The sequence below is a fragment of the Streptomyces sp. NPDC014864 genome, assembly GCF_043081525.1.
GTDB lineage: Bacteria > Actinomycetota > Actinomycetes > Streptomycetales > Streptomycetaceae > Streptomyces.
The window spans coordinates 493,153-519,416 of the sequence record NZ_JBIBWT010000002.1; the positions used below are offsets into that span (position 1 = coordinate 493,153).

General features: G+C 70.2%; 23 protein-coding genes and 4 pseudogenes. 9 read left to right on the top strand and 18 right to left on the bottom strand.

Annotated features, from left to right (window positions below):
• From ACF1A5_RS06245 to ACF1A5_RS06270, 6 genes and pseudogenes are all read right to left on the bottom strand, one after another.
• Positions 1-1,044 (bottom strand): ABC transporter substrate-binding protein, encoded by a 1,044-nt coding sequence (locus ACF1A5_RS06245; RefSeq protein WP_392191640.1) that lies wholly within the window; start codon positions 1,042-1,044, stop codon positions 1-3.
• 162 nt (positions 1,045-1,206) lie between these two features.
• A complete protein-coding gene (locus ACF1A5_RS06250; RefSeq protein ID WP_392191641.1) occupies positions 1,207-1,377 on the bottom strand; it encodes a putative leader peptide in 171 nt (56 codons plus the stop codon).
• Positions 1,378-1,455: 78 nt separating this feature from the next.
• Positions 1,456-2,222: pseudogene (locus ACF1A5_RS06255) on the bottom strand (TSUP family transporter); the annotation flags it as partial.
• A gap of 178 nt (positions 2,223-2,400) precedes the next feature.
• Positions 2,401-3,630, bottom strand: coding sequence for an acyl-CoA dehydrogenase family protein (locus tag ACF1A5_RS06260; RefSeq protein ID WP_392191642.1), 1,230 nt, complete (start codon positions 3,628-3,630; stop codon positions 2,401-2,403).
• A gap of 13 nt (positions 3,631-3,643) precedes the next feature.
• Complete coding sequence (locus ACF1A5_RS06265) at positions 3,644-4,213, bottom strand: winged helix-turn-helix domain-containing protein (protein WP_392191643.1); 570 nt, start codon at positions 4,211-4,213, stop codon at positions 3,644-3,646.
• Positions 4,214-4,677: 464 nt separating this feature from the next.
• Positions 4,678-5,586 (bottom strand): LysR family transcriptional regulator, encoded by a 909-nt coding sequence (locus ACF1A5_RS06270; RefSeq protein ID WP_392191644.1) that lies wholly within the window; start codon positions 5,584-5,586, stop codon positions 4,678-4,680.
• Positions 5,587-5,723: 137 nt separating this feature from the next.
• On the opposite strand from ACF1A5_RS06270, the gene ACF1A5_RS06275 reads away from it, so the two are divergent.
• The 6 genes from ACF1A5_RS06275 (at position 5,724) to ACF1A5_RS06300 (ending at position 11,360) form a co-directional block, all read left to right on the top strand.
• Positions 5,724-5,804, top strand: a complete 81-nt coding sequence (locus ACF1A5_RS06275) for a putative leader peptide (RefSeq protein ID WP_351078001.1) — start codon at positions 5,724-5,726, stop codon at positions 5,802-5,804.
• Positions 5,805-5,992: 188 nt separating this feature from the next.
• Positions 5,993-7,120, top strand: a complete 1,128-nt coding sequence (gene sfnG, locus ACF1A5_RS06280; RefSeq protein ID WP_392191645.1) for a dimethylsulfone monooxygenase SfnG — start codon at positions 5,993-5,995, stop codon at positions 7,118-7,120.
• Positions 7,121-7,193: 73 nt separating this feature from the next.
• The gene (locus ACF1A5_RS06285; RefSeq protein ID WP_392191646.1) at positions 7,194-8,411 is read left to right on the top strand and encodes an acyl-CoA dehydrogenase family protein; all 1,218 of its coding nucleotides are present in this window, start codon (positions 7,194-7,196) and stop codon (positions 8,409-8,411) included.
• Between the two features lie 11 nt (positions 8,412-8,422).
• Positions 8,423-8,980, top strand: a complete 558-nt coding sequence (gene ssuE / locus ACF1A5_RS06290) for an NADPH-dependent FMN reductase (protein WP_392191647.1) — start codon at positions 8,423-8,425, stop codon at positions 8,978-8,980.
• Complete coding sequence (locus ACF1A5_RS06295) at positions 8,977-10,173, top strand: SfnB family sulfur acquisition oxidoreductase (protein ID WP_392191648.1); 1,197 nt, start codon at positions 8,977-8,979, stop codon at positions 10,171-10,173. The genes ssuE and ACF1A5_RS06295 overlap by 4 nt, the downstream gene beginning before the upstream one ends.
• A 26-nt stretch (positions 10,174-10,199) precedes the next feature.
• Positions 10,200-11,360 (top strand): LLM class flavin-dependent oxidoreductase, encoded by a 1,161-nt coding sequence (locus ACF1A5_RS06300; protein WP_392191649.1) that lies wholly within the window; start codon positions 10,200-10,202, stop codon positions 11,358-11,360.
• A gap of 102 nt (positions 11,361-11,462) precedes the next feature.
• Here the strand turns inward: ACF1A5_RS06300 and ACF1A5_RS06305 are convergent, their stop codons facing one another.
• The 7 genes and pseudogenes from ACF1A5_RS06305 to ACF1A5_RS06335 all read right to left on the bottom strand — a co-directional run bounded on the left by ACF1A5_RS06305 (position 11,463) and on the right by ACF1A5_RS06335 (position 19,339).
• Positions 11,463-14,237: a fumarate reductase/succinate dehydrogenase flavoprotein subunit gene (locus ACF1A5_RS06305; protein WP_392191650.1), complete on the bottom strand. Its 2,775-nt coding sequence runs from the start codon at positions 14,235-14,237 to the stop codon at positions 11,463-11,465.
• Positions 14,238-14,248: 11 nt separating this feature from the next.
• Positions 14,249-15,016, bottom strand: coding sequence for an ABC transporter ATP-binding protein (locus ACF1A5_RS06310; RefSeq protein WP_392191651.1), 768 nt, complete (start codon positions 15,014-15,016; stop codon positions 14,249-14,251).
• The gene (locus ACF1A5_RS06315; RefSeq protein WP_392191652.1) at positions 15,000-15,863 is read right to left on the bottom strand and encodes an ABC transporter permease; all 864 of its coding nucleotides are present in this window, start codon (positions 15,861-15,863) and stop codon (positions 15,000-15,002) included. The genes ACF1A5_RS06310 and ACF1A5_RS06315 overlap by 17 nt, the downstream gene beginning before the upstream one ends.
• A pseudogene (locus ACF1A5_RS06320) lies at positions 15,860-17,203 on the bottom strand (ABC transporter substrate-binding protein). Before ACF1A5_RS06320 ends, ACF1A5_RS06315 begins: the two are co-directional and overlap by 4 nt.
• Before the next feature lie 14 nt (positions 17,204-17,217).
• Positions 17,218-17,445, bottom strand: coding sequence for a ferredoxin family protein (locus ACF1A5_RS06325; RefSeq protein ID WP_055491243.1), 228 nt, complete (start codon positions 17,443-17,445; stop codon positions 17,218-17,220).
• 35 nt (positions 17,446-17,480) lie between these two features.
• The gene (locus ACF1A5_RS06330; protein WP_392191653.1) at positions 17,481-18,269 is read right to left on the bottom strand and encodes a GntR family transcriptional regulator; all 789 of its coding nucleotides are present in this window, start codon (positions 18,267-18,269) and stop codon (positions 17,481-17,483) included.
• Positions 18,270-18,586: 317 nt separating this feature from the next.
• Positions 18,587-19,339 (bottom strand): FAD-binding protein, encoded by a 753-nt coding sequence (locus tag ACF1A5_RS06335; protein ID WP_392191654.1) that lies wholly within the window; start codon positions 19,337-19,339, stop codon positions 18,587-18,589.
• Positions 19,340-19,452: 113 nt separating this feature from the next.
• Here ACF1A5_RS06335 and ACF1A5_RS06340 point away from each other — a divergent pair.
• Positions 19,453-19,700: pseudogene (locus ACF1A5_RS06340) on the top strand (transposase family protein); the annotation flags it as partial.
• Positions 19,701-19,788: 88 nt separating this feature from the next.
• Here the strand turns inward: ACF1A5_RS06340 and ACF1A5_RS06345 are convergent.
• Positions 19,789-21,207, bottom strand: coding sequence for an arylsulfotransferase family protein (locus ACF1A5_RS06345; protein ID WP_392191655.1), 1,419 nt, complete (start codon positions 21,205-21,207; stop codon positions 19,789-19,791).
• 445 nt (positions 21,208-21,652) lie between these two features.
• Here ACF1A5_RS06345 and ACF1A5_RS06350 point away from each other — a divergent pair, with 445 nt between their 5' ends.
• Both ACF1A5_RS06350 and mihF read left to right on the top strand, forming a co-directional pair.
• Positions 21,653-22,090, top strand: a complete 438-nt coding sequence (locus ACF1A5_RS06350; RefSeq protein WP_392191656.1) for a recombinase family protein — start codon at positions 21,653-21,655, stop codon at positions 22,088-22,090.
• A 96-nt stretch (positions 22,091-22,186) separates the two neighbouring features.
• Positions 22,187-22,481 (top strand): annotated as a pseudogene (gene mihF / locus ACF1A5_RS06355) (integration host factor, actinobacterial type); the annotation flags it as partial.
• Between the two features lie 148 nt (positions 22,482-22,629).
• Here mihF and ACF1A5_RS06360 read toward each other — a convergent pair.
• From ACF1A5_RS06360 to ACF1A5_RS06375, 4 genes are all read right to left on the bottom strand, one after another.
• On the bottom strand, positions 22,630-24,345 hold the full coding sequence (locus ACF1A5_RS06360) for a glycerol-3-phosphate dehydrogenase/oxidase (protein ID WP_392191657.1): 1,716 nt from the start codon (positions 24,343-24,345) through the stop codon (positions 22,630-22,632).
• Entirely contained in the window at positions 24,332-24,775 is a 444-nt protein-coding gene (locus tag ACF1A5_RS06365; RefSeq protein WP_392191658.1) for a heme-binding protein, read from the bottom strand. Before ACF1A5_RS06365 ends, ACF1A5_RS06360 begins: the two co-directional genes overlap by 14 nt.
• A gap of 5 nt (positions 24,776-24,780) precedes the next feature.
• Positions 24,781-25,494: a GntR family transcriptional regulator gene (locus ACF1A5_RS06370; protein ID WP_392191659.1), complete on the bottom strand. Its 714-nt coding sequence runs from the start codon at positions 25,492-25,494 to the stop codon at positions 24,781-24,783.
• Positions 25,495-25,573: 79 nt separating this feature from the next.
• Complete coding sequence (locus ACF1A5_RS06375) at positions 25,574-26,248, bottom strand: hypothetical protein (RefSeq protein ID WP_392191660.1); 675 nt, start codon at positions 26,246-26,248, stop codon at positions 25,574-25,576.
• Positions 26,249-26,264 lie beyond the last annotated feature (16 nt).

The window sequence follows — 26,264 nt, forward strand, 5'->3', positions numbered from 1 at the left end:
TCAGCTCCCGCTCTTCGCGGCGGAGGACTTCTTGTAGGCGTTGAACTCGTTGGTGTAGAGGTCCGACAGCGTGACCTGGCCCTTCTTGATGTCGCCCCGCTCGGCCAGCCAGTCGATCCACAACTGGAGTTCCTTGCCGGTGATCCGGCCCGCTGTTTCCGCGACGCCGTAGGACCGCCAGAACTTCAGCGGTGCGGTGTCCTCGTTGCGGCCGCGCTTCTTCACGACCTCCGTCATCCGGTCGACGACCTCGTCGTGCGGAGTGGAGCGGGACCACTCGATGGCCCGCCCCACGGCGGTCACGAAGGTCCGGGCGGTGTCGGGGTTCTGCTTCAGGAAGCGGTCCGTCATCACGTAGCTGCCGGCGCTGAACGCGCCGAGCAACTGGTAGTCCGTGAACAGTGGGCGGACGCCGCCGGTCTCCAGGGCCTTGTCGCGCAGGATGCCGCCGAGTACGGCCACGTCGATCTGCCTCTGTCGCAGGGACTGCTCGGTGTTGACCGGGGGCACCACGAGCGGCTCGACCTTGCCGACGTCCGCCCGGGACAGACCGCCTCGCTGAAGGTAGATGTCGAGCATGGCCTCGGAGTGGGCTCCCAGGGTGTTCATCCCGACCTTCTTGCCGATCAGGTCCCGGGCCGAGCGGATCGGGCCGTCCTTGAGGACGTAGAAGCCGTTGTAGGCGTACTTGTCGGCGCCGTAGTAACTGATGACGGCCTTGATGGGTGCGTTGTTGGCGGCCAGTTTGACGACCGCGCCGTTGAAAGCGCCGCCGAAGTCGACCTGCCCGGTGGCCGCGGACTGGATGTCCTGCGGTCCGCTGATCGTGTTGCCGACCCACTTCAGCTTCACGTCCTCCAGATAGCCGAGATCCTCGGCCAGTTCGGGCGGCGTGACCTGACCGGCCCAGCCCTGGTATTTCAGCGTCTTGTTCTGGTCCTTGGCGGCCGGTGTCCCGGACGCGGTCGTGCCGCAGCTCACCGACACCGCCGAAAGACCGAGCAGGGTGAGGAAGTGACGTCGGGTCGATGCCGTCGTGGCCATGGCAGGTTCCTGTTCGGGAAACGGGGAAAGGAAGGGCAGACGTCGAACGGCGGAGAAGAGATCTCAGCAGAAATGGCTATGACGAGGGCCGACGTCTGTTGAAAAAAGCAGCGGCTTGCGTAGAAGCCGACTGTGAAATGGAGCGAAGGGGAGCTGTGCCTGTCAGTGAGTGCGGCGACCGACGGCACAGATGGCGCTGGCCTGACGTCGCAGATCGACGTGCAGGCGCGCGGCGAGGGTCTCGGACTTGCTCACAGCCACGAGAGTTGCAGCGAAATCCAGCCAGGTCAATGTCGCTTGCGTATGTGTCATATGTTTGCAACGGTCCGACATGCGAATGAAGCGCGGCGTTCACAATTCTTCGGACAGGCGGGGTCGTGGTGACTGCCGTTTGTGCCGCCACCGCCGTCTGCGCAGTGACTGCACGGCGTAGAGGGCACCGAGGACGGTGGCCAGGGCGCCGAGCAGGAGACGCAGTGCCGTTGAGGGCAGCCGAGGTTGCAGGTGCGCGCCGAGGTAGCCGCCGATCAGTCCGCCGAGGCCGCAGGCCAGACCGAGGTACCGGTCGGGGGCGATGTCACCGGGGCCCGTCAGGGACAGCAGTGCAAAGGCCGCGGCCCCGGTCACGGAGGTGGCGAACGTGGAGGCGAGGGCGGCCGGTGCCACGCGGGCGACGGGCATGCCCCGGCCGACCAGTACGGGGCCGAGGATGGATCCGCCGCCGATCCCGTAGACCCCGACGACGAGGGCGAGCCCGGTGATGGTCCGGGGCGAGGGTTCCGCAGCGGGGGCCGGCCGGGCGGGACCGAGGGTGCGCCCGATGAGCCACAGGCCCAGTGGCATCAGCAGAGCGGCGACCAGAAGGCGGAAGACGGTGGCTCCCGGGACGGCGAAGACCCGTATCACGGCGCCGATGAACACCCCGGGCAGAGTGCCGGTCAAGAGGCGGCGCGTCAGCTGACCGTACAGCAGGCCCTCGCGGTGGTGGCGCAGCAGGGCGCCGGGCCCGGCCACCACGTTGAACAGCAGATTGGTGGGCGTGACCGCCGGACTGGGCACCCCGAGGACACTCAACTGCACGGGCAGCAGGAAGACGGCACCCGAATCCCCACCGGCGCGGTCACCACAGCTACGAGCAGGCCGACCGCCGGCCCGGCCAGCCCCGTTGGCCAAGTCACGGCAGGCCTCCGATTCGAATGTCGGCCAGTATCGCCACCGTGGTCCCGCTGCCGACCCACAGGGCTGCTGAGCACCCCGGTAGCGAGGGATCCTGGCAGCAGGTCGATCGGCTCAGGTATGGGCGGACTGCGGAATCGATCCCCGGAATGGGTCTTCCCGAACGTCCCCGCATCCCGATCAGGCGGGCAGTACGAACGGAGGGTGAGCGCCGTTGAGGAAGTACTCCCCGACATCGCGGAGCCGGTGGGCGACGGGCTCGTACAGGGTGTGGGTTCGGGCATTGCGCCAGAACCGGTCGAAGCCCAGCCGTGCGGAGGTGGGGCGGGCGCCGATGATGTCGAGGGCGCGGGTGGTGGACTCCTGCGCTGCCCTGGCCGCGGCGGTTTCGGCCATGGCCACGAGGGCGGAGATGTCCGCGTACTCGTCGTAGGTGAGGTCTTCGCCGCGCTCAAGGCCGCCTCGCACGGCTTCCAGTGCTTGATCGGTGAGCGCCGACGCTGAGCGGGTGAGGACGGTGAGTTCTCCGTAGGCGGCCTGCACCTGCGGGTCGTGCGGGGTGCCGGCCGGCCAGGCGGGGTGCCAGGGTACGTGGCCCGTCCTGCTGTACTCACGGGCTTCGGCGAGCACTCCCTCGGCCATGCCGAGAAGGAGCTGGGCGGAGAAGAGTCGCCCGACCGGGGCTGCCAGGGCGGCCCGGGGCGACAGCAGGTCCTCGTCCGCGGACAGGGAGCCGAGCACGTCGTCGGCACCCACCGGTACGTCGTCGAACTCCACGCTGCCGCCGGCCGCGAGCCGCTGGCCGAAGGTGTCGGCATCACCGTCGATCACCACACCGCGACGGGCGGGATCCACCACGACGGCGAGCGGTTCACCCGTGTCCTCCCGCACGGCGCGCACGGCGAGACGATCGGCGACCAGGACCCCGGTGGTGTAGCTCTGCCGACCGTCGAGCACCAGTCCCTTGGAGGTCCTGGCCAGCATCAGAGGCGGCTCCTGACGCGCGAAACCGCCGCCCCAGCACCACTGTTCAGCCGCGGACCGCTCCTCTGTCTGCGCGGCGAGAGCGGGCCCGGCGAAGAACCGGGCGCTCCACGACAGGAAGTAGTGACAGCCGAGCAGTTGACCGATCGCGCCGTCGGCCGCGGCGATCTCCCGGACGACGGCGTAGGCCGTGGGCCAGTCCGGGCCGCCTCCGTGGGGCTCGGTCGGCGTCAGGAGCGTCAGCAGTCCCGCCTCGCGCAGCCGGGACACCTCGTCGATCGGGGCCTTGCCCGCCTGCTCCCTGGCCGCCGCGTCCGTGGCCAGGTCGTCCGCCGTCTCGCGGGCCACGCGCAGCCAGTGCGCATGGCCGGGCCCGGTTCGGTCGGACGGCGAGGCGGGGTGGGACGGTGCGGAGGCAAGGCCCATGGAAGTGGTCTCCTCAAGGTCGGCCGTAGGGCGCGGCGTTGGCGCTCGCCTGCTGGTCGGGCACGTACTTGTAGCCCACGCGCCGAACGGTGACGATGCGGTGCCGGTGAGCTTCGCCCAGCTTGCGGCGCAGGCGGGCGATGTGGACATCCACGGTGCGGCCGTCGCCGATGTGGTCGTAGCCCCAGACGGCGGCCACCAGCCGATCACGGGGCTGCACGTGGTGGGGATGCTGAACGAGGTGCGCCAGCAGCTCGAACTCCAGGTAGGTGAGGCCGAGTTCACGTCCGTCGACCTCGGCGACATGTCGCGCCGGATCGATGTGGATGACGTCGTCCGCCGTCGGCCGGACAGGGGCCGAGCCTGCGGCGGCGACCGGTCGGATGTCGGGCCGTGGCCTGTCCTTGGCGAAGAGCTCGGTGGGATCGGTGCCCTCGGGGACGAGCACTAGGTAGCCGACGAGCAGCGCGGAAGTGTGTCCCTGGATGGCTCGCTGAGGGGTATCGCCCACCAGGCGAAGATGGGGTGTGTCGGCGGGGAGCGGATCGTGTGGGGTGGCCTGGGCCGGAAGTGCCGTGGTCATGGCGGTTGTCCCTCGGAAGTTGTCGGGCCGTCAGGCGCAGTGGTGAATTCGCCTGATCGCCTGTGAAGGGGGGAGCGGAGTGGCACGGTGAAGGTGCGAGTGGCGTGCCTTACGCGCGGCAGCAGGCAGCACTGACGACGTGACCAAAGTCGACATGCCGACGACGAACGAGTCGTTGCTGCTTACGGGACATGTTCATCATCCTGCGCACCCCCGACGGACGCAGTCAAGGCTTCCCCAGTAATTCAATAGGAAAAGTAGGGAAGTTCTCACACTCTGAGAGGCCGGCCGTCCACCAGTGACGTAGCCGTGTCAGCCTCGGTGGCGCTCAGGGCACGCAGGAGCGCGCGGGCGACCGCGTCGTTCTGGCGGAACGCCGGCGAACTCGCGGGAGCTGCGTTCGACTGAGGCCAGCCGTTCCGAGCAGCACCTGCTGAGCCGACGGGGACGGCGCGACGTCTGATTCAGGAAGGGGCGTGGTGTGCACGGGCGTTGCGCACGAACAGTTCGTGCAGATCGCGGACGGCTCGCGGGACGGAACCGGAGTGCCGGCGCTGCAGGATCAGCAGCACCTCGGCCGCGTCCCCGGAGAGCGGCCGTACGGTGATCGTGCCCCGCCGTTCCAGGGGATCGCCGATGACACTGAAGTCGGGCAGCACCGTGGCTCCCAGTCCCTCGGCGACCATCAGCTTGCCCATCTCGGCGCCGTCGGTGGAGTACGAGAAGGACGGCGTACGGCCGCCCAGCAGACGGTGGACAAAGCGGTGCATGACATAGCCGGACCGCATCACGACCAGCGGCTCGGTCAGGAGGCTGTCCACGTCCACCGCATCCAGGGCCGCGAGCGGACTGTCCGGGCGCACGCACACCACCGGCCGGCCCCGGAGTAGTTCGGTGGTCTCGAAGCCGGGTGGCATGTCGTCGCCTCCGAGGTAGTTCACCAGCCCCAGGTCGAACGCGCCCTCCAGCAGCCCGCGATGGATCTCGGACTGCTGTGCGCCGACCAACTCGACCTGGGTGGCCGGGTGCGAGGTCCGGAACTCCCGCACCGTGGGTATGACCAGCGGGACGGTGGCCGTGTTGACCGTGCCGAGGCGGACCATTCGGCTGATGCGGTGCTGGTCGCCGGCCGCGCCACGCAGCCGGTCGACCGCATCCAGCACGGTCATGATGTGCGGCAGCAGTTCCCGGCCCTCGTCGCTGATCTTCGCCCCGGAACGCTTCCGCTCCAGCAGGTCCACGCCGAGTTCGCGCTCCAGGTTGCGTACGGTCTCGCTGAGCGCGGGCTGGGACAGGTGCAGTTCTTCTGCGGCGCGCCGCAGCGACCCCAACCGCGTGACGGCAGCGATGTATTCGAGCTGTTCGATACGCATGGCAAGGAGACTGCCGTTCACCGCGCGCCGCGTTCAAGGGAATCCCTGTCACAACCTCGTGAATACCGACTCTCAGCATGTGAAATGACATCCGGGCATTCTTGACCGGCCGGACCCCCACTGCTTTGATCGAAGGCATGAAGCGACAGGACCTCACGCGGCGACGCCACGTCGACCTCGCGCGTGTCTCCAGCTCCTGCTGTCGCTGTCGGGTCTGAGCGCACCCGAGGGAAACCCTCGAACCTGCGCCGATACTCCCTTCCTGGATTCCACTGCCGGCCTTTTCCGTGGTGATTTCTGCCGTCCCGGGAACGTCGTTGCCGCACGCCTGAATCCCGATCACTGAACACGTTTCCCTGTCACCGCACGCGCCTTTTCGCATGCGCATTCCCGCCAGGAGTTCCCCATGCCCGTACCGCCCGGAGCCGACCCCGTCCGCTTCGCCTACTGGGTGCCCAACGTCAGCGGCGGCCTGGTCACCAGCACCATCGAGCAGCGCACCGGCTGGAGCTACGACTACAACCGCGAACTGGCCGTCCTGGCCGAGAACAACGGCTTCGACTACGCCCTCAGCCAGGTCCGCTACATGGCCAGCTACGGCGCCGAGTACCAGCACGAGTCGACCAGCTTCAGCCTCGCCCTGCTGCTCGCCACCGAGCGGCTGAAGGTCATCGCCGCCGTCCACCCCGGCCTGTGGCACCCGGGCGTCCTCGCCAAGCTCGGCGCCACCGCCGACCACCTGTCGAACGGCCGCTTCGCCGTCAACGTCGTCAGCGGCTGGTTCAAGGGCGAGTTCACGGCCCTCGGCGAGCCCTGGCTGGAGCACGACGAGCGCTACCGCCGCGCGGAGGAGTTCATCACCGCCCTGCGCCAGATCTGGACCGAGGATCACACCGAACTCGCCGGTGACTTCTACCGGTTGCGCGACTTCTCCCTCAAGCCCAAGCCGCTGAACACCCCCGAGCGTCCGCACCCGGAGATCTTCCAGGGCGGCAACTCCACCGCCGCCCGAACCATGGCGGGCCGCGTCTCCGACTGGTACTTCAGCAACGGCAAGGACTTCGACGGCGTCACCGAGCAGATCGAAGACGTCCGCGCCGCCGCAGCCCAAGCCGGACGCACAGCACCGAAGTTCGGGCTCAACGGCTTCCTCATCGCCCGCGACACCGAGGCAGAGGCCCGCGACACGCTCCGCGAGATCGTCGCCAAGGCCGACACACCGGCCGTCCACGGCTTCCGCGACGCCGTCCAGCAGGCCGGGCAGTCCACCGCCGACGGCAAGGGCATGTGGCAGGACTCCAGCTTCGAAGACCTCGTCCAGTACAACGACGGCTTCCGTACGGGCCTGATCGGCACGCCCGAGCAGATCGCCGAGCGGATCGTCGCCTACAAGCGGCTCGGCGTCGACCTCTTCCTCCTCGGCTTCCTGCACTACCACGAGGAGGTCGAGTACTTCGGCAAGCGGGTGCTGCCCCTCGTACGCGAACTGGAGGCCCGGCAGTTCGAGTCGGAGCCCGTCACCGCCCGCGCCTGACCGCACGCCCCGAACCCTCCCCCCAACCCGCGACAGAACCCTCCCCCCAACCCGCGACAGAAAGGGTCCCACCATGAGCACCGCCGCACCGGCCGACTGGAAGACCGCCCCCGACCCCACCGACGCCGCCGGCTGGATCGCCCGCGCCGCCGAGGTGGCAGCCGTCCTCGCCTCCGACGCCGCCGCCCGGGACAAGGCCGCCGCCACCCCGTACGCGGAGGTCCGGCTGCTGAAGGAGTCCGGCCTGGTCACCCTCCTCGGCCCCGTCGAGCACGGCGGCGCGGGCCAGGACTGGCCCACCGCCTACCGCGTCGTCCGCGAGGTCGCCAAGGCGGACGGCTCCATCGGCCAGCTGCTCGGCTACCACTACCTGTGGAACTGGGCCGCCCGGCTGGTCGGCACCCGCGAACAGTGGGAGCACGTCGAGGCCGAGGCCGCCCGCAACCAGTGGTTCTTCGGCGGCGCGGTCAACCCGCGCGACGAGGATGTGGTGGTGAAGGACGAGGGCGACACGCTCACCTTCACCGGCCGCAAGTCCTTCTCCACCGGCAGCAAGGTCTCCGACGTCACCGTGTTGGAAGGCGTCCTGGACGGCACCGACGACCACGTCTTCGCCATCGTCCCGTCCGACAGTGAGGGCCTGACCTTCCACGACGACTGGGACAACATCGGCCAGCGCCTCACCGAGAGCGGCGGCGTCACCCTCGACGCTGTACGCGTCCCCTGGTCGGCCGCGGCGGGCTACGTGGACAAGCGGTTCCGGCCGCGCGTCTACAACACCCTCAACGTGCCGACCATCCAGCTCGTCTTCGTCAACTTCTACCTCGGCATCGCCGCCGGAGCGCTGGAGACCGCCGCCACCTACACCCGGACCAAGTCACGGCCCTGGCTGCACGGCGGCCATGAGCACGCCGTCGACGAGCCGTACGTCGTCGACATCTACGGCGACCTCACCGCCCAGCTGTGGGCCGTCGAGGCCCTGGCCGACGCCGTGGCCGCCGATGGGCAGAAGCTGCACGACGACCCGGACGCGGTCACCGAACAGGCCCGGGGCGAGTTCGAGGTGCGGGTGGCCGCGGTGAAGGCCCGCGCCACCGAAGTGGCCCTGGACATCACCAACCGCATCTTCGAGGTGACCGGTGCGCGTGCCACCGCCTCCGCGGAGGGCCTCGACCGCTTCTGGCGCAACATCCGCACCCACACGCTCCACGACCCGGTCGCCTACAAGCGCCGCGAGGTCGGCCGCCATGTCCTCACCGGCGAACTGCCGCAGCCCACCTGGTACTCCTGAAAGGTCCTCGCATGGCCACCATCCTCTCCGTCTCCGGCAGTCCCTCCGCCACCTCCCGCACCGCCCGGCTGCTGCGCCATCTGGACGACCGGCTCGCGGCCCAGGGCCACGAGGTGATCCCGTTCGACGTCCGCACGCTGCCGGCCGAGGCCCTGCTGCACGCCGACTTCGGGCACCCCGCGATCCTCGAGGCCACCGCCCTGGTCGAGCGCGCGGACGGCATCGTCATCGGCACCCCCGTCTACAAGGCCGCCTACTCCGGGCTACTGAAGTCGCTGCTCGACCTCCTCCCGCAGTACGCCCTGGCGGGCAAGACCGTGCTGCCCCTGGCCACGGGCGGTTCCACCGCCCACGTCCTGGCCATCGACTACGCCCTGCGTCCGGTCCTGGCCTCCATGGGACCCGCGCACATCACGCCGGGCTGGTTCACGCTCGACAAGGACATCACGGTCGGCGACGACGGCTCGCTGATCGTCGCGCCCGCCTCGGCCGAGGCGCTGGCCCAGGTCACGGACCAGTTCTCGCTCGCACTGGACGGCCGGACGACGCTGCTGGCGGCCACCGGATGAGCGCCCCGGCCGTGATCGGCGGCGACGGCGAGGCTCTCGCCGCCGCCGCCGAGCTGGCCGCGGACTTCCGCAAGGGAGCCGCGGAGCGGGACGCGGTCCGCCGACTGCCGTACGCGGAGCTGGAGCGGTTGTCCGCCTCCGGGCTGCTCGCCGTGACGGTGCCCGCGGAGTTCGGCGGCGCGGACGTCCGTACGGAGACACTCGCCGAGGTGTTCCGGCTGCTGGCCTCGGCCGACGCGAGCCTCGCCCAGATCCCGCAGAGCCACTTCGTGTACGTGGGCGTGCTGCGCCGGCAGGGGACTCAGGAGCAACAGGAGTTCTTCTTCGGCGAGGTGCTGCGCGGGAAGCGGTTCGGCAACGCTCAGTCCGAGGCGGGTACCAGCCATGTACAGGACATCCGGACGCGGCTCGCGCGGCGCCCCGAGGGGTCGTACGTCCTCGACGGCGTCAAGCACTACTCCACCGGCGCCCTGTTCGCCGACTGGATCCCCGTCCTCGCCCGCGCCGACGACGACAACCTGCACGTGGCGTACGTACCGAGCGACGCGCCCGGCCTCACGGTGCTGGACGACTGGGACGGCATGGGGCAGCGCACCACCGCCAGCGGAACCGTCCGCCTGGAGTCGGTGCCCGTGCCCGCCGACCGGGTCGTGCCGCACCACCTCACCTTCCAGGGGCCCCAGCTCCACGGCGCCGTCGCCCAGTTGCTGCACGCCGCCATCGACGTCGGGATCGCCCACGGCGCGCTGGCCGAGGCAGTGGACTTTGTCCGCACCAAGAGCCGCCCCTGGTTCGAGAGCGTCGCCGAAGGACACGAGAGCGCCACCGAGGACCCGCTGCTGATCCAGCGCTTCGGCGAACTGGCGATCCGGGTACGGGCCGCCGACGCGCTGCTCTCCACCGCGGCGCGGTCCGTGGACGCCGCCCGCGCCGACCTGACCGACGACTCGGCCGCCGCGGCCTCGATCGCGGTGGCCGCGGCCAAGGTGACCGCCGCCGAGGCCGCCGTGGAAGTCGGCAGCGCCCTCTTCGAGGTCTCCGGCACCCGCTCCGCGCTCGACTCCCTGGGCCTGCACCGCCACTGGCGCGACGCCCGCACCCACACCCTGCACGACCCGGCCCGCTGGAAGGTCCAGCACATCGGCCGCTACGTCCTGAACGGCACCCAGCCGCCCCGCCACGGCCTGCTGTAACGGACGATCCCGATCGGAGAGCCCGCATGTCCCTCACCTTTCACTGGTTCCTGCCCACCAACGGCGACAGCCGCCACGTCGTCGGCGGCGGCCACGGCACGCCCGCCACGGAGTCCGGGCGCGACCGGCCCCCGACGGTCGCCTACCTGAGCCAGATCGCCCGCGCCGCCGAGGACCTGGGCTTCACCGGCGCGCTCACCCCCACCGGAGCCTGGTGCGAGGACGCATGGCTGACCACCGCCATGGTCAGCCAGAACACCGAGCACCTGAAGTTCCTGGTGGCCTTCCGGCCCGGCTTCGTCTCGCCGACACTCGCCGCGCAGATGGCGTCCACCTTCCAGCGGCAGACCGGGGGACGGCTGCTGCTCAATGTCGTCACGGGCGGGGAGAGCCAGGAGCAGCGTGGCTACGGCGACTTCCTCGACAAGGACGCCCGGTACCGCCGTACCGGTGAGTTTCTCGAGGTCGTACGGGAGTTGTGGCAGGGCAGGACCGTCGACCTGGTCGGCGAGCACCTCCAGGTCGACGGCGCCGGGCTGGCCCGGGTGCCCGACCCGGTTCCGCAGGTGTACTTCGGTGGCTCCTCGCCGATCGCCGGTGAGATCGCCGCCCGGCACGCCGACGTCTACCTCACCTGGGGCGAGCCGCCCGCCCAGGTCGCCGAGAAGATCGCGTGGATCCGGGCGCTGGCCGAGAAGGAGGGCCGGAGCATCCGCTTCGGTATCCGGCTGCACGTGATCACCCGCGACACCGCCGAGCAGGCCTGGGCCGAGGCGAACCGGCTGCTGGACGGCTTCGACCCGGAGACCGTGAAATCGGTGCAGGCCGGGCTCGCCCGCAGCGAGTCCGAGGGCCAGCGGCGCATGCTCGCCCTGCACGGCGGCGGCAGTCGCGAGCGCCTCGAGATCCACCCCAACCTGTGGGCCGGCATCGGCCTGGTGCGCGGCGGCGCAGGCACCGCCCTGGTCGGCAGCCACGACGAGGTCGCCGAGCGGATCAAGGAGTACCACGCCCTGGGGATCGAGGAGTTCATCTTCTCCGGCTACCCGCACCTGGAGGAGGCGTACTGGTTCGGCGAGGGCGTCCTGCCGAGGCTCCAGGGCCAAGGCCTGTGGCAGCACCCCTTCGGCAAGCAGGCCGCCCCCTCGGCGCAGATCCCCTTCGCGGGCGCCGCAAGCCCACGATGAACCACGTGAATGTCGACGACGCCGAGGCGGTCCCCGCAGGTCACCCGCCGCGTCGTCGTCAGCCGGCGCACGGACACATCCCCCGTGTGTTTTCCCGTGCCGTCACAGTGCCCGGGCCGCATAGGCCCTGACGTCCGCGTCCGGGTCCGTCGTCGCCGTGGCCAGGGCCACTCGTGCGTCCTCGGTGGCACGGTGCCGGGTCAGTGCCGTCACGGCGGCCTTGCGGACGTCGGCGTTCGGGTCGGCGAGGGACTTGGCGAGGGCAGGTACGGCGAGGCCGGGAGCCGCCAGGGACAGGGCGGTGGTGGCGCCGGCCCGCACCTGCCAGGCCGGGTCCGACAGGGCTGCCTCCGCGCGGGTGGCCAGTGGTGCCGGGCACCCGGTCGTGCCCAGTGCTTCGTAGGCGGCCGCACGCACCAGGGCGTCGGGATCGTCGATGAGCTCGGCGAGGGCCGAAAGGACCACGTCGGGTCCGGGGCCGGCCGACGTGGTGCCGTCGGGCTGTCCCGCGGTGACGGTGGCCAGGGCCTTGGCGATGGTGACGCGGACCTCGCGGGAGGGGTCGGCGGTCGCCGCGCGGGCCAGCTCTCCGGCGGCGTCGACCGACACGAGTGCTCGCACGGCCGCGATGCGAACGGCGATGTCGGAGTCCGACAGTGAGGCCGTGAACAGCCCGGTGTCGCCGAGGCGCAGGACGTGCAGAGCATCCAGTGCGGCGGCACGGACGACGGGGTCGGCCTCGGACAGGGCGGCCGCGAGGCCGTCGCGCAGGGCCGGTTCGGGGGCGAGCGTCTCGACCAGTTCGCGCAGTGAGGCGGCTGCGGTGGCGCGGACGCCGGCGTCGGTGTCGGCGAGCGCCGCCGCCAGTGCGGGGCCGGTGCCCGGCGGCACCGTCTCCGTCAGGACCGTGACGGCCGTTCGGCGGACGGTGGGCTCCGGGTCGGTCAGATAGGGGGTCAGTGCGGAGAGCGTGGGCTCGTCCTCCGCGAGGGAGAGCAGTGCGAGCAGGCGCGGTGTGGCCGGCGCGTCCGCGTCGGTACCGGGGCGGCCGACCGTACCGGCCGCGGTGGGCTGCTGCCGCATCGCCACCGGCGCCGCTTCCCGGGCCCCCGCGATCGCCACCTGTTCCGGGTGGACCTCGCCGAGATGACGGGAGGGTCCGCCGACCGGCCTGAACTCGTCGACCGGGACGAGATAGGGAGCCACGGGACGTGCCGTGAACTCCATCGCCCCCGCAGGGGACTTACGCAGATCGAGGTGGTGGAACCAGGACGCGTCATCACGACGCGGATGGTCGAGGCGGTCGTGGTAGAGGCCCCAGCGGGACTCGGTGCGGGCCAGGGAGGCCCGGGCGGCCATCTCCGCGCAGTCACGGATGAAGCTCACCTCCGCGCAGCGCATCAGCTCGTGCGGAGTGCGGGCGCCCATCGCGGCGATGTCGGCGCGCATCCGCTCGAACGCCTCCAGGGCCAGCGACAGCCGGGCGCCGGACTTCGGCGGAGCCACGTAGTCGTTCACGAAGCGGCGCAGCTTGTACTCGACCTGGGGCTGCGGCGGACCGTCGGGGTTGCGCAGCGGGCGGTAGATCAGCTCGTGCGCCTCCTGAAGCTGGTCAAGGGGCAGCTCCCCTTCGTAGGACGTGTACTGGGACGCGTCCGCGCCCGCCAGGTCCCCGAAGACGAACGCGCCGATCATGTAGTTGTGCGGGACACAGGCCAGGTCCCCGGCGGCGTACAGACGGGGAACGGTCGTACGGGCGTGGTCGTCGACCCGTACGCCCGAGGCCGAGTGGCCGCCGCACAGGCCGATCTCGGAGATGTGCATCTCGACGTCGTGGGTGCGGTAGTCGTGGCCGCGGCCGGAGTGGAAGGTGCCGCGCGTCGGGCGTTCCGTCGAGTGCAGGATCGACTCCAGGGCCGAGATCGACTCCTCCGGCAGATGGCTCAGCTTCAGGTAGACCGGACCCCGGTCGCTCGCCACCTCGGCCGCGAACTCGGCCATCATCTGGCCCGACCAGTAGTCGGAGTCGACGAAGCGCTCGCCGTGCCGGTTGACCTGGTAGCCGCCGAAGGGGTTGGCGACGTACGCGCAGGCCGGGCCGTTGTAGTCCTTGATCAGCGGGTTGATCTGGAAGCACTCGATGCCGGTCAGTTCGGCGCCCGCGTGGTAGGCCATCGCATAACCGTCACCCGCGTTGGTCGGGTTCTCGTACGTGCCGTACAGGTAGCCGGAGGCGGGCAGGCCGAGCCGTCCGCAGGCGCCGGTCGCGAGGACCACCGCGCCGGCGCGTACGGTGACGAAGGCGCCCGTGCGGGTGTGGAAGCCCACCGCGCCCACAGCCCGGCCCTCCGCGGTGAGCACGCGTACTGGCATCACCCGGTTCTCGATCCGGATCCGCTCGCGCATCTCGCGTCGGCGCAGCTGCCGGTACAGGACCTTCTTGACGTCCTTGCCCTCGGGCATCGGCAGCACGTAGGAGCCGGAGCGGTGGACCCGGCGGACCGCGTACTCGCCGTGCTCGTCCTTCTCGAACTTCACGCCATAGGACTCCAGCCGCTGCACCATGTCGAAGCCACGGGTGGCGGTCTGGCGGACGGTGGACTGGTCGACGATGCCGTCGTTGGCGCGGGTGATCTCGGCGACGTAGTCGTCGGGTTCGGCGCGGCCCGGGATGACCGCGTTGTTGACGCCGTCCATACCCATGGCGAGCGCGCCGGAGTGGCGGACGTGCGCCTTCTCCAGCAGCAGGACGTCCGCACCGTGCTCTGCTGCGGTCAGGGCGGCCATGGTGCCGGCGGTGCCGCCGCCGATGACGAGGACGTCGCAGGTCACTTCCTCGGCGTCGGTGAGGGCCGGGATCTGCAAGAGGGTGTCCACCAGGGTGCCTTTCAAGAACCGAGTGACGTGAGGATGTCGCGCCGCAGGGCGATACGCGCCGGATCGTCGTGGGCGGCGCGCTCGCGCGGGCGCGGTACGTCCCGTACGGCGATGAGGCGGCCGGCGCCGAGCAGGGCCACGCGGTCACCGAGGAACAGGGCCTCGTCCACGTCGTGGGTGACGAAGACGACGGTGGCGCCTGTGTCGTGCAGCACCTCCACGAGCAGGTCCTGCATGCCGGCGCGGGTCTGGGCGTCGAGGGCGCCGAACGGTTCGTCCATCAGGACGGCACGGGGCGCTCCCGCGAGGGCCCGGGCCAGTTGGGCGCGCTGGCGTTGCCCGCCGGAGACGCGGTGCGGCAGTTGCCGGGACTGTTCGGTCAGCCCGACGCGGGTGAGCCAGGTATCGGCCTGGGTACGGCGTGCGGAGCGGGGCAACCCCTTGATGGCGAGGGGGAGTTCGACGTTCGCGCGCAGGGTGCGCCAGGGCAGGAGGGCGTCCTCCTGGAAGATCAGCGCACGGTCGGCGGAAGGCCCAGTCAGCGGGCCCCCGTCCTGGGTGACTTCTCCGGCCAGGGGCAACAGCAGCCCGGCCAGCGTGCGCAGCAGCGTCGACTTGCCGCAGCCGGAGGGGCCGACGACGGTGAGGATCTCACCGGGGGCCACATGGAGGTCCACCTCGCCGAGCACGGGCGCGCCGGGCCGTCCGAGGGTGGCATCGCGCAGGGCCAGTCCCGCACCGGTGTGAGCGGGGGAACGCACGTCAGACGAGCTGGTCATGGGACACGTTCTCCTTGGTACCGGGTCCGGCCGGTATGAGGGCGGTGGCGTCGCGCACCCGTCGCGGGGGCCGTCCGCCGGGGACGTACGACGTGCGGGGCAGCCAGTGGGTCAGGCGGCGGCCCAGCAGTTCGACGGCCGTGGAGGTGAGCCAGCCGAGCACGCCGATCGTGACCATGCCGACGAACACGCCGGGGTAGTCGACGACGGTGTAGTCCTGCCAAGTGCGGTAGCCGACCCCGTACTGGCCGGAGATCATCTCGGCGGAGATCACACAGATCCACGAGACGCCGATGCCGACCGACAGGCCGCCGAAGATGCCGGGCAGCGCTCCCGGCAGGACGACCGAGCCGAGGATCCGCCACCGGCCGCCGCCCATGGTGCGCACCGCCTCCTCCCACACGGGGGTCAGTGCGCGCACCGCGTGCCGGGTGGAGACCAGGACCGGGAAGTAGGCGGCGGTGAAGGTGATGAAGACGATGCCCTGTTCATTGGAGGGGAACAGGAGGATCGCCACGGGGACCAGGGCGATGGCCGGGATGGGGCGGACGACTTCCAGCAGCGGGCCGAGCAGGTCCTCGGCGAGCCGTGAACGGGCCACGAGCACGCCCGTGGCCACACCCAGCGCTGTGGCCAGCAGGAAACCGGTGAGAATACGGGTGAGGCTGTCGGTCAGATCCGTCCAGTAGTCGGGACCGGACAGCCGGTCGGCGAAGGCGCGGGCCACGTCGGTGACCGTGGGGAACTGCGAGAAGCGCAGCCAGACGTCGACGTTCAGGCTGGTCAGCAACTGCCAGAGGCCGAGGCCGACGGCCAGGGACAGCCCGCGCAGCGCGTACCGGGTCACGACGCCCGCTCCAGCGCCTCGGCATAGGTGACGACGCTCGCGCCGCCGTGACCGTCGACGTAGGCCTGCGCGGTCGCCGGTGCGACGAAGGGCAGCAGCTTCTCGCCGTCGGCCACCCACACCGCCTTGTCCGCGAACCACAGGGTGCCGGTGGTGGCGTCGGGGACGTAGGCGGCGCGGATGGCATCGCGATGGGCCGACACGTAACTCAGCAGTTCGGCGGGCGACTTGAAGGTCCGCGTCTGCCCGGAGCCCTTCGGCCACACCTCGCTCGCGGCGGCCGGGGGCGTGAGGGCGAGCCGCTCGGCGTACGTCCTCCCCAGAGCCTTCTTCACGTACTGGTCGTCGACGAAGGAGTCCACGTCCACGTCGCCGGTCAGCTTCGCGGACTTCAGGATCGACACGTCCTGCTTCAGGGCGGAGACGAGCTGCGGCTTGAGGGCCGGGTCGAAGGTGGCGATGCCGTGGGCGCCGTTGTACAGGTAGACGACCTCGGCGGGCAGACCGGTGGCCTCTGCGACCTTCTCGGCGGCGGTGACGGGACGGTCGTTGAGGTAGTCGGTGGCCTGTGCCTGGGCCTTGAGGAACGCCTCCAGTACGGTCGGCCGCTCCTTCGCGAAGTCCTCGCGAGCGGTGACGCCGTGGAAGGTGGGCAGGTTCAGCTGCGCCCCGTCGTACAAGGCCTTCGCCTTGCCTTGGTGGGCGAGCAGGCCCGGCCAGGCGACGAACTGCGACAGGGCGTCCGCGCTGCCCACGGCGAGGGCCGAAGCACCCACCGCGGGCTGCTGGTTGAGCTTCTCGATCCCCTTGTCGGGATCGATGCCGGCGCGTTGCAGGGCCCGTACGAGGGTGCCGTCGGCGGCGGAGCCGACGCTCGTGGAGACCTTCTTCCCCTTCAGGTCCTTGAGGGAGGTGAGCCCCGAGTCGGGCGCCGTGATGATGGTGTTCAGGCCGCCGCGCAGGTTGTAGCCGGTGACCGAGACCAGATGTGTGGGGCGACCGAGTTGCTTGCCGCGGGCGGCGTTGATGAGCAGCGGGAAGTCGCCCATCGACCCGATGTCGATCTTTCCGGCGGTCATCTGGGCGGTGATAGGGGCACCGGTGGCGTAGTCCTGCCAGACGACCTTCTAGGTGACGCCGTCGCCGAGCGAGTTCAGCTGCTTCTCGAAGTAGCCGAGGGAACGGAGCAGGGTGCCGGCCGTGACCGTGTTGATGGTCTTGGACTGGTAGCCGACGGTGACGGTGACCGTGGAGCCGCCGCCGGCCTCGGCGCCACCGCCGCAGGCGCTGAGCGGGAGCAGAAGGACGACCGCGGATACTGCGACTGCAGTGCGTTTCATGGTGGTGGGGCCTTTCACCGGAGCAGGTAGGGCATGTTGACCGTGACGGCTCCGGTGGGACAGCGGGCCGCGCACGGGCCGCAGTACCAGCACTCGTCGACGTGCATGTACGCCTTCCCGCTGCTGACGTCGATGGCGAGGGAGTCCAGCGGGCACATGTCCACGCAGAGCGTGCAGCCGTCGATGCACTTCGACTCGTCGATGGTCACGGGCACGTCGGCCCGCTGGGGCGCCAAGGGCATGGCTGTCTCCAGGAAGGTGCTTGAGTGAGGTGGTGTCAGAGGGCGCGGTGCAGCAGGCCGCTCATCGTGATGCGGTCGCCGCGGAAGCGGATGAACTCCAGGTCGACGGGGCGCCCGTCGGCGAGGTGCGTGAGGCGTTCCAGCATCAGGACGGCCGCACCGCGTGGGGCCTGGAGCACGGCGGCGGAGTGGGCGTCCGCGCTGACCGCCTCCAGGGTGATCTCGGCGTGGCTCAGAGGCTGGCCGGTGACGGCTTCCAGGAGGCGGAAGACGTCCGTGTTCTCCAGGTCGCAGCCGAGCAGAGCGGTGCCGATGTCCAGGGGGATGTAGGTGAGATCCAGGGACAAGGGCAGGCCGTTCAGACGGCGAAGGCGTTCGATGTAGAGGATGTCGGTGCCGGGTGGGACGCGGAGGCGATCGGCGACGGGGAGGGGCGCCGGGGCGGGGCCCATGGTCCGGACCTCGTTGGTGACCCTGCCGTGCTCGTGGAGGGTTTCCGCGAGGCCCATCAGGCGGTCGAGACCGTGGGGGTACTTGCGGGCCACGACCACGGTGCCCACACCGGGCTGGCGGTCCACGAGGCCTTCGGCGCGCAGGAGGTCCAGGGCCTCGCGGACGGTGTTGCGGGAGGCGCGGTAGTCGGTGGCGAGGGTGGACTCGTGGGGGAGGGCGCCGGAGGGGAAGCCGGCGGCGAGGATCTGGTGGCGGAGGAGGTCGGCGAGCTGGCGTGCCCGGTCCGCGCGCAGCCGGCGTCGCGCGCGGTGGGCGGCGACGGTGGTCGCGCCCTGGCCGACGTGGTCTCGGATGCGGTCGGTCGGAGGCATGGCCGGAACCATACCCATCCGGTAGGGATAGTGGTGTTGCGGAACTGTTGCGCCACCTGACACATCGCCGGGTACGCCGCTGACCTGGGCTTTCGGCAGGCAGGAGGGGAGATCTGCCAGGGCCCCCTCGGCTGGGAGTGGCATGCCGGCAGCAGGAAGGGCCTACACCCGTCCTGTCCGCCGCGCCAGGCGGCCGCGCTCTTCGTAGAACCGTAGGGCCCGTGGGGTGGTTCCGGCCGCGTCAAAGGCAAGGCGGCTGCCGCTTGTCGCGACCATCGCTCACGCCGCCGCCCTCAGCGTCCGACGCTCGCTGAGGGCTACGGAGAACTGGTCGACGACCTGGTCCAGTGCCTTCTGCGCGCCCGGCTCGACGACGCCGCCGCCGTCCTGCAGACCTCGAGGTGCCGGTCCAGCACGAACCAACCGGGTGTGATGTGCGCGGGGCCCATGGATGCGAGGACCGGGCGCAGCGCGTAGGCGATGGCCAGGACGTGGGCGGTGGTGCCGCCGGTGGCCAGTGGGAGGACGGTCTTGACGGTGCGTCGGCCGGTCCGTATCGGCGTGCCGTCCGCCAGGACCACGTCGAGGCCGAGCACCGCGTCCCGGGTCACCCCGTACTCGGCGCAGCGCAGCCCGCCCGCGTTGGTGGCGAAGTTGCCGCCCACGGTGGAGATCGCCGCGCTGGCCGTACCGGGTGCGTAGCGCAGCCCGAACTCACCGGCCGAGCGATCGAGTTCGGCGGTGATGACGCCCGGTTCGACGACGGCGACCTGGTCGTGCGGGTCCAGGTCGAGGATCCGCTTCATCCGCGGCAGGTCCAGCACGACCGCGCCTGTGCCGGCGTTCGCACCGCCGGACAGTCCCGTTCCGGCCCCGCGTGGCACCGCCGGCACGCGCAGCGCGTGCGCATGCCGCAGTCTCGTCCGCACGTGCCCGGGGTTCGCCGCGTGCACGACGGCCAGCGGCCGGCCGTCCAGGCGGCTGCCGGAGCGGTCGGCGGCGTACGGGGCGGTGGCCTTGGGACCGGTGATGAGCGCGTCCCCCGGCAGGTCGCGGCTCAGGGCTGTCAACAGTGAGCCCTTTCCAACCTGTCGGGCTGGACAGGCACTTGGGCTGACCGGCAGGTGAAGCCCCTGGTGGATGGGTTTTCGACCAGGAAATCCGTATCCATCAGAGGCTTCGTGTGCTTGTCTACCCGTCGGGCGTCGACGTGTCCGGTTCTGCCCTGCGCTCCCTGTCCGCCAAGCTCCGTCAGCGCCGCCAGGAGCTCGGTACCCGCCGGTGGCGCCTGAGTGTCGGCCGGCAGGCCCCGCTCGCTCTTGCCCATCTCCGCAACGGCCACCCGTATGCCCAGCTCGCGGCCGGGTTCGGCATCGGGACCACTACCGCGTACCGGTACATCACCGAGCCGTCGAGGTCTTGGCCGCTCTGCGTACCATCTGCCGTCGAGTTCGTCGGCCGCATGCCCAGGTGGGTGCGACGGTCGGGATCGGGGCGCGGTTCCGTCATGTGCCGGCCCTTATCGGGTCAGGGTCACGACGTCGGAGGACTTGAGGACGTGTCCCTCTTCATCCAGCGCTTTTACCTGGAAGTACGGTCCGGGGGCGTTCGTTGTGATGGCTGTCTCGAATCCGGACCGTGGGGCGTGTCTGACAACGACCGACAGCAAGTGGGGGTCGGCCCCGGCGAGTACCCGCCATGCTCTGGTCTGTGTCGAGCCGTTCCAGGAGGCGTAGACAACACTGTGCCCGCCGCCGGACCGTGCCGCGGCACTCGGTGGGTAGTACGGTGTGCCGATCCATTCTTTCCGGAACGCTCGGTACGAGATGTCGGAACCCGGCAGCTTCGCGTCGTAGAGCAGGTTCTGCGAGCCGTTGCCCTGGGTGTTTCCCGTACCCGCGTACTCCGAGTAGTACGGGCTCTGGCCCCATCCGATGAATTCGTTGCCGTTGGGGAGGGCTTGGGTGTTTCCCTGGGTCGGCGACTCCAGCGGCGGCTGGTGGTAGTAGGTCCTGTCCACGCTCGCCTTCCGGCTGCGCAAGTCGAGGTTGAGAATCAGGCCATGCGACACCTGTTCGGGTTCACCGTTGGGCAGGTCGCAGCAGCCGTCGTCGAACATGCTGATCCGGTTTCCCGGCCGGAACCGGGCATCGTGCTGCCAGTAGAAGTCCGCGTTCGGACCGAAGGTGAAGTCGCTTTTCTTTCCTCCGATCTGATAGCGGATTTCCCCGGACCTCTTGGTGACGTCGTAGATCGCCCACATGTTCCGGGCCGAGATCAGCAGTCGGCCGTCAGGCCCCTCATCGACCGAGTTGATGTGAAAGGCATCCCACACCCCGTCGGACGACGATGCACTCGAGACAGGCTCCTCGGAATCCGCGGGGTCCAGGTGGTCCAGTGCGTTCCACGAGAAGACAAGTCTGCCCGTCGCGAGGTCGACCTCCTGGATTTCACTGTTCTCGATATAGCCGTTCTGCGGGCCTCCGTAGGGCGTGAGATCCATGGGCACGGGCTTGGATGCGATGAACAGCGCGGTACCCCGGCGGGTCAGGGTGAACTCGTGCTCGTCCGGGTAGTAGCCGTGATGCGCGAAGACCGTCTTGAGCAGGCGGTAGTGGGTGTCGTAGATGTAGTAGCACCCGCCCGGTTCGGGCGCACCGGCCGGCAGGTTCGTGTACGCCGGAGGAAGCGCGAGGGTCCCCTGCCACCACGTGAGCACCGGTCGTCCCCGGTCCCTGCGGCCATCGTAATAGGTCTGGACCTTGAAGTCGGCGTTCTGGAGGTTCGTGGAGGGCAGCGGGCGGAACCAGACCGGATCACCGGAGTTTTCGTTGATCAGCGCCCCGGTCTGGCCGACCATCTGGTCCGCGCTGAACGGGGCGACGAAGATGTCTCCGAGAGCCGTCCCCCGTTTGTTCGCCGTCACGCTCACCCGCATGGGGTGAAGGCCCGGCTCGGAAACGAAACTCCACACATCGCTGCCCGACAGGATCGGGGGCGGAGTACTTTCCGACGGAGGGAAGGGCTTCGTCGCGCACAGGCGGGACGCGCCCCCCTGCGGACTCGTCGCGGCCGAGGGCACGCAGTTTGCGACAACGCACCCCGCAGCGAGCATGCAGGCACCGACGGTGCGGCGGGTCTTTCTCCGTGTCCGGCGAGACCGCGGCTCTCGCATCGTCATTGCCGACCTCCTTGGTGCCCGGAATTCTTCTCCGATGGCGGTGCCGCTAGTCTTCAACCGCTCTATCCGATTCACCCCTTCAGTCCGTAATAGTCCATATCGGGATGAGTTGTTCCTCGAGTGAAGATAAGCAGCAAAGGCGGGCTGCGCCTGCTCAAGGCAACTCAGGTAGGCCATTCGGCAGGCGTGGTCTCACCCGGACATGCGACAGAGCCATCGCAGGACCGGCATCTACGACCCCACCGGTCTGGGGAAGCTGCTGTTCGCGTTCTTCGCGGCGATGGCGGAGACCGAGCGGGAGAACATCCGCGAGTCCACGCTGGAGGGACTCGGCACCGCGGCCCGCAAGGGCAATGACGGTGGCGGGCCGCCGGTCATCACCGACGACATGCTTCACACCGTGCTGCGGCGCCGCGCGGGCGGCGAGTCCGTCGAGCAGATCCACCCCCACCTGATCATCCCCACCGGCAAGCGCAAGGGCCAGAACCCCTCCGTGGCCAGCACCTACCGGGCCCTCGCCGAGCACGCCAAGCGCGAGGCGTACCCGAAGCCGTCGAGCAGGCCCACGCCGACTTCGCAGCCCTCCAAGCGGCCGACGGCATCCCTCAGCCCCGCCCGGAGCGCGTCCTCATCGCCGTAGAGACGGTGTAGACCCCGTAAACGTGCGGTCAAAGCCCTGACGGCGGGGACATGATGGGACCGTTCCACTTCGTACGACGAGAGGATGAACCCCCTCGTGGCTCTGCCCCCGCTCACGCCCGAACAGCGCCGGGCTGCCCTCGACAAGGCCACCGCCGCACGCAAGGGAGCGGGCCGAGATCAAGGATGCCCTCAAGCACGGTAGGCTGTCGCTGCGCGAGGTGCTGGCCAGCGACTCCGAGGCCATCCGCAAGATGACGGTCCGCGCCCTGCCCGAATCCCTCCCCGCCATCGGCAAGGTCCGGGCCCAGAAACTCCTCGTCGAGATGGAGATCTCCGACAGCCGTCGCGTACGCGGCCTGGGCATCCAGCAGCGGGAACGTCTCCTGCGATCCCCGGCTACCTGGCCGGCACCTGGAAGGCCGATCCGGTGCAGGGTGCGGCTGTGCCCCGTGTGCGCGGCGGGTGACGCCAAGCCGGCCTGCGGTCTGGCGCCCGCTTCGGTCACCCACCACGCGACATGACGGTGGAGACAGGGCATCAAGCAACGAGGCGGGGATCCTTGACCGCCGACCGGCTGACGTCGGCCGATTCGTCGTCGGGCATGGCCAGGGCGTTCGATTCGGCTTCGAGACGCGCCAGGTAGCGCTTCACTTCAGTGGTCACGGTGCTGTCCTTCCAGCCCAGGACGTTGCCCATCACTCTCGCCGCCACGGGGGCCGCCGCGGCTCCACGGTCCCGTGTCTCGATCGAGACCCGGGTGCGCCGGGTGAGGACGTCCTCCAGATGCAGGGCCCCCTCCGCTGCCGTCGCATGGTGGGCTTCGACGAGCAGGTAGTCCTCGGAACCCGGAAAGGGCTGGGCCAGGCTCGGCGTTCGCGTGACGGCGTCGAGCAGCTCGAAGACGACGGAACCGTAGCGCCTCAGCAGGCGCTGCGTCGCCCCGGGACCGATGATCGAGGCCGCCGGGTGCTCGTGGACGCGTGCACGGGCCGTGGGCAGGCCGCGGGCCCCGAGGAGCGGCAGGTCCCGGGTCCGGCTGGCGTCCACGGGCACGCCGAGCTGCTCGGCCGCCAGATCAACGGCGTCCTCGGCCATGACGCGGTAGGTCGTGTACTTGCCGCCGGCGACGCTGACGAAACCGGGCTTGCCGAGCCGGACCACATGCTCCCGTGAGATGCGGGTGGTGTCGGTCGAGTCCGACTCGGGCCTGGACACCAGTGGCCGCAGCCCCGCGTAGACACCGACGACATCGGCCTCGGTCAGCGCCTCGCTCGGGCGTAGTTGGCGGTTGACGTGGTCGAGCAGGTAGCGCACGTCAGCCGCAGAGGCGGCCGGATGGTCACGGTCGTGCGACCAGGAGGTGTCGGTCGTGCCGATGACCCAGTGCGAGGACCAGGGGATCACGAACAGCACACTCTTGTCGGTGCGCAGGATCCAGGCGACCTCCGATTCGATGCGCTCCCGCGGCACAAGCAGGTGGACGCCCTTCGACGCCTTGACCAGGATCGGCTCGGCCACGCCGGCCAGCCGCTCCATCCCGGTGGTCCACACACCCGTCGCGTTGATCACCACGCGTGCCCGTACGGTGTGCTCGCTGCCGGTCTCGGCGTCGTGCGCGTGGACTCCGCAGACGCGTCCGTCCTCCTCCAGGAACGACGTCACGGTGACGCCGGAGAGGCAGACGGCGCCTAGCGACGCTGCGGTGCGCAGCAGCGTGACGACGAAGCGCGCGTCGTCGACCTGGGCGTCGAAGTACCGCACGGCCCCGGTCAGCGAGTCCTCGGCCAGGGAGGGGGCCAGCCGCAGGGCCGCCGTCTTCGACAGGTGCCGGTGGCGCGGTACCGCCGGGCGGCGCCCTCCCAGCGCGTCGTACAGGGCGACACCGGCGCCGACGTAGGCACGCTCCCAGGTGCGGTGCTTGAGCGGGTAGAGGAAGGGAACGGGCCGGGCCAGGTGCGGCGCCAGTCGCGTGAGGATCAGACTGCGTTCCTGCAGGGCCTCGCGTACGAGGGCGAAGTCGGCTTGTTCGAGGTAGCGCAGGCCACCGTGGAGCAGCTTGCTCGAGCGGCTCGACGTGCCCGCGGCGAAGTCGCGCTTCTCGAGCAGTGCGACGCTCAGACCTCGGCTGGCGGCGTCGAGTGCCGCGCCCGCGCCGGTCACTCCACCGCCGATCACCAGCACGTCGTAGGTCGTCACGTCGATCCCGGCGAGTGCGCGGCGCCGAGCGTCCGGGCTCAGGTCAGACGTGGGCATGGCCGACCCCTTGGTCCTGGGTGAGGGTGGGGAACTCCTGGGCGGCCGCCCGGGCGCAGCGGACGTCCTGGTCGACGGTGCCGCCGCTGACGCCGATGGCTCCGACCACCTCGTCGCTCAAGGTCAGCGGTATGCCGCCGCCGAAGACGACGAAGCGGCCTTGGGCTGTGGCGTGGATGCCGTAGAGGGGTTGGCCCGGCGCGGCCAGCAGTGCGAGTTCGTCGGTGGCGATGCGGTTGGCGACTGCGGTGTACGCCTTGTCGACGGCCAGGACAGGGCCGGCGATCTCGGCGCCGTCGTCGCGGGCGAAGGCCATCAGGTTGCCGCCGCTGTCCACGACGGCGCAGGAGATTTTCGCTCCGAGGGCGCGTGCTTCGGCCAGGGCCGTGGCACACAGGTTCTGCGCACACCTCAAGGTGAGGCCGCTCATCGGGTTCAGGCCCTTCTGTTGATCCTCAGTTCGAAGACATCGGGGACGTGCCACTCGGCGGAGAGCATGACTGCTCGCCCGGTGGTGTCGAAGTCCGTCTGGTCGATGTGCTGGAGGGGGGTGCCGGGCCGGACGTCGAGGACGCGGGCGAGGCGTGTGTCGGCGACGACGGGCAGCAGGCGCGCGGTGGCCTGGCGCACCGCGTGGCCGTGGTCGGCCAGCAGGGTGTGCAGCGACGGCTTGAGGCGGTCGGCCTCCGCGTCCGGAATGAGGTCGCGGGGGATCTGGTCCACGGAGTAGACGACGGGCCGCTCGTCGGCGGTACGGACCCGTTCCACCCTCAGTACCTCGGTGCCCTCGGCGTCGAGACCGAGCCGGGCCACGGCCTCGGCCGTGGCCTCGCAGAAGCGGGCGTCGAGCATGCGTATGCCCGGCTCGGCGCCCGCTGCGGCGATCAGTTCGGTGTAGCTGAGACTTGCGTCCAGCGCGTGTTCCCGGCGCGGGAGCCGGGTCACGTACGTGCCCGATCCGTGTACCCGGCTGACGTACCCGGCCTCGATGAGTCCCCGGACGGCCTCGCGGACCGTGGCCCGCGACACGTCGAAGCGCTGGGCGAGCACGTCTTCGTTGGGGAGCTTCTCTCCGAGTACGCGCTTGCCGCCGGCGATCTCGCGGAGCAAGTCGTTGCGCACCTGTTCCACCAGGGTCATCCGTGGCATGTGTCCTCCTGGGTTGGGCCTCGCCGGTTCCTGGCGGTTGGCGCTGCGCCTGTTCGAGGCTGCTCTGGAACAGCCCTGATCAGGCGTCAGCCGCCATGGCGAGCACGGCCTTGACCTGCCCGGCCACGGTGTCGCCGCCCGGCAGCTTGCGCTCGAAGATCGCTCCGCCGATGGTAAAGCCCCAGGCGCCGGCGTGAGCCAGTAGCCGGATCTGCTCCTGGGTGACGACCGAGCCGGCTGCGATGACCGGTCCGTCGGCCGCCTCGGCAACGGCCCGGGTGAGCTCCTCGGGGTCCGCCCCGGCATGACGGTAGGTGAGCAGGTCCACGCCGTGCACGCCGTCGAGGGCGGTCAACTTCTTGGCGTGGTCGGCGATTTCCGAGATCTCTCCGGAGAGCGCGCTGGGGTGGCCGGAGACCACGCCCGGGAAGGGGCAGTAGCGGACGCCGGAGCCGGCGAGGACCTCCAGGCCCGCGTCGGCGTTGGTGCCGCCGAGCACCCAGTCGACGCCGGCCTCGCGGGCCGCCCGCAGCGAGTTGAGCTCGTCCTCTCGGGAGGTCGAGACGACCTCGAGCATGACCTCCATGCCGAGCCGGTGGGCGGCCTCGGTGAGCTCGCGCTGGCGCTCCGGCGTGGCGCCGACGTCCTTGAAGCCGACGTAGCGCAGACCGCTGTCGCGCAGGGACTCCAGGACCTCGGGGGCGTCGTCGACCGTGCGGTCGTTGTGGGTGAGCATGAAGATGAACTCGATCATCGGTCTTCCTTTTCTC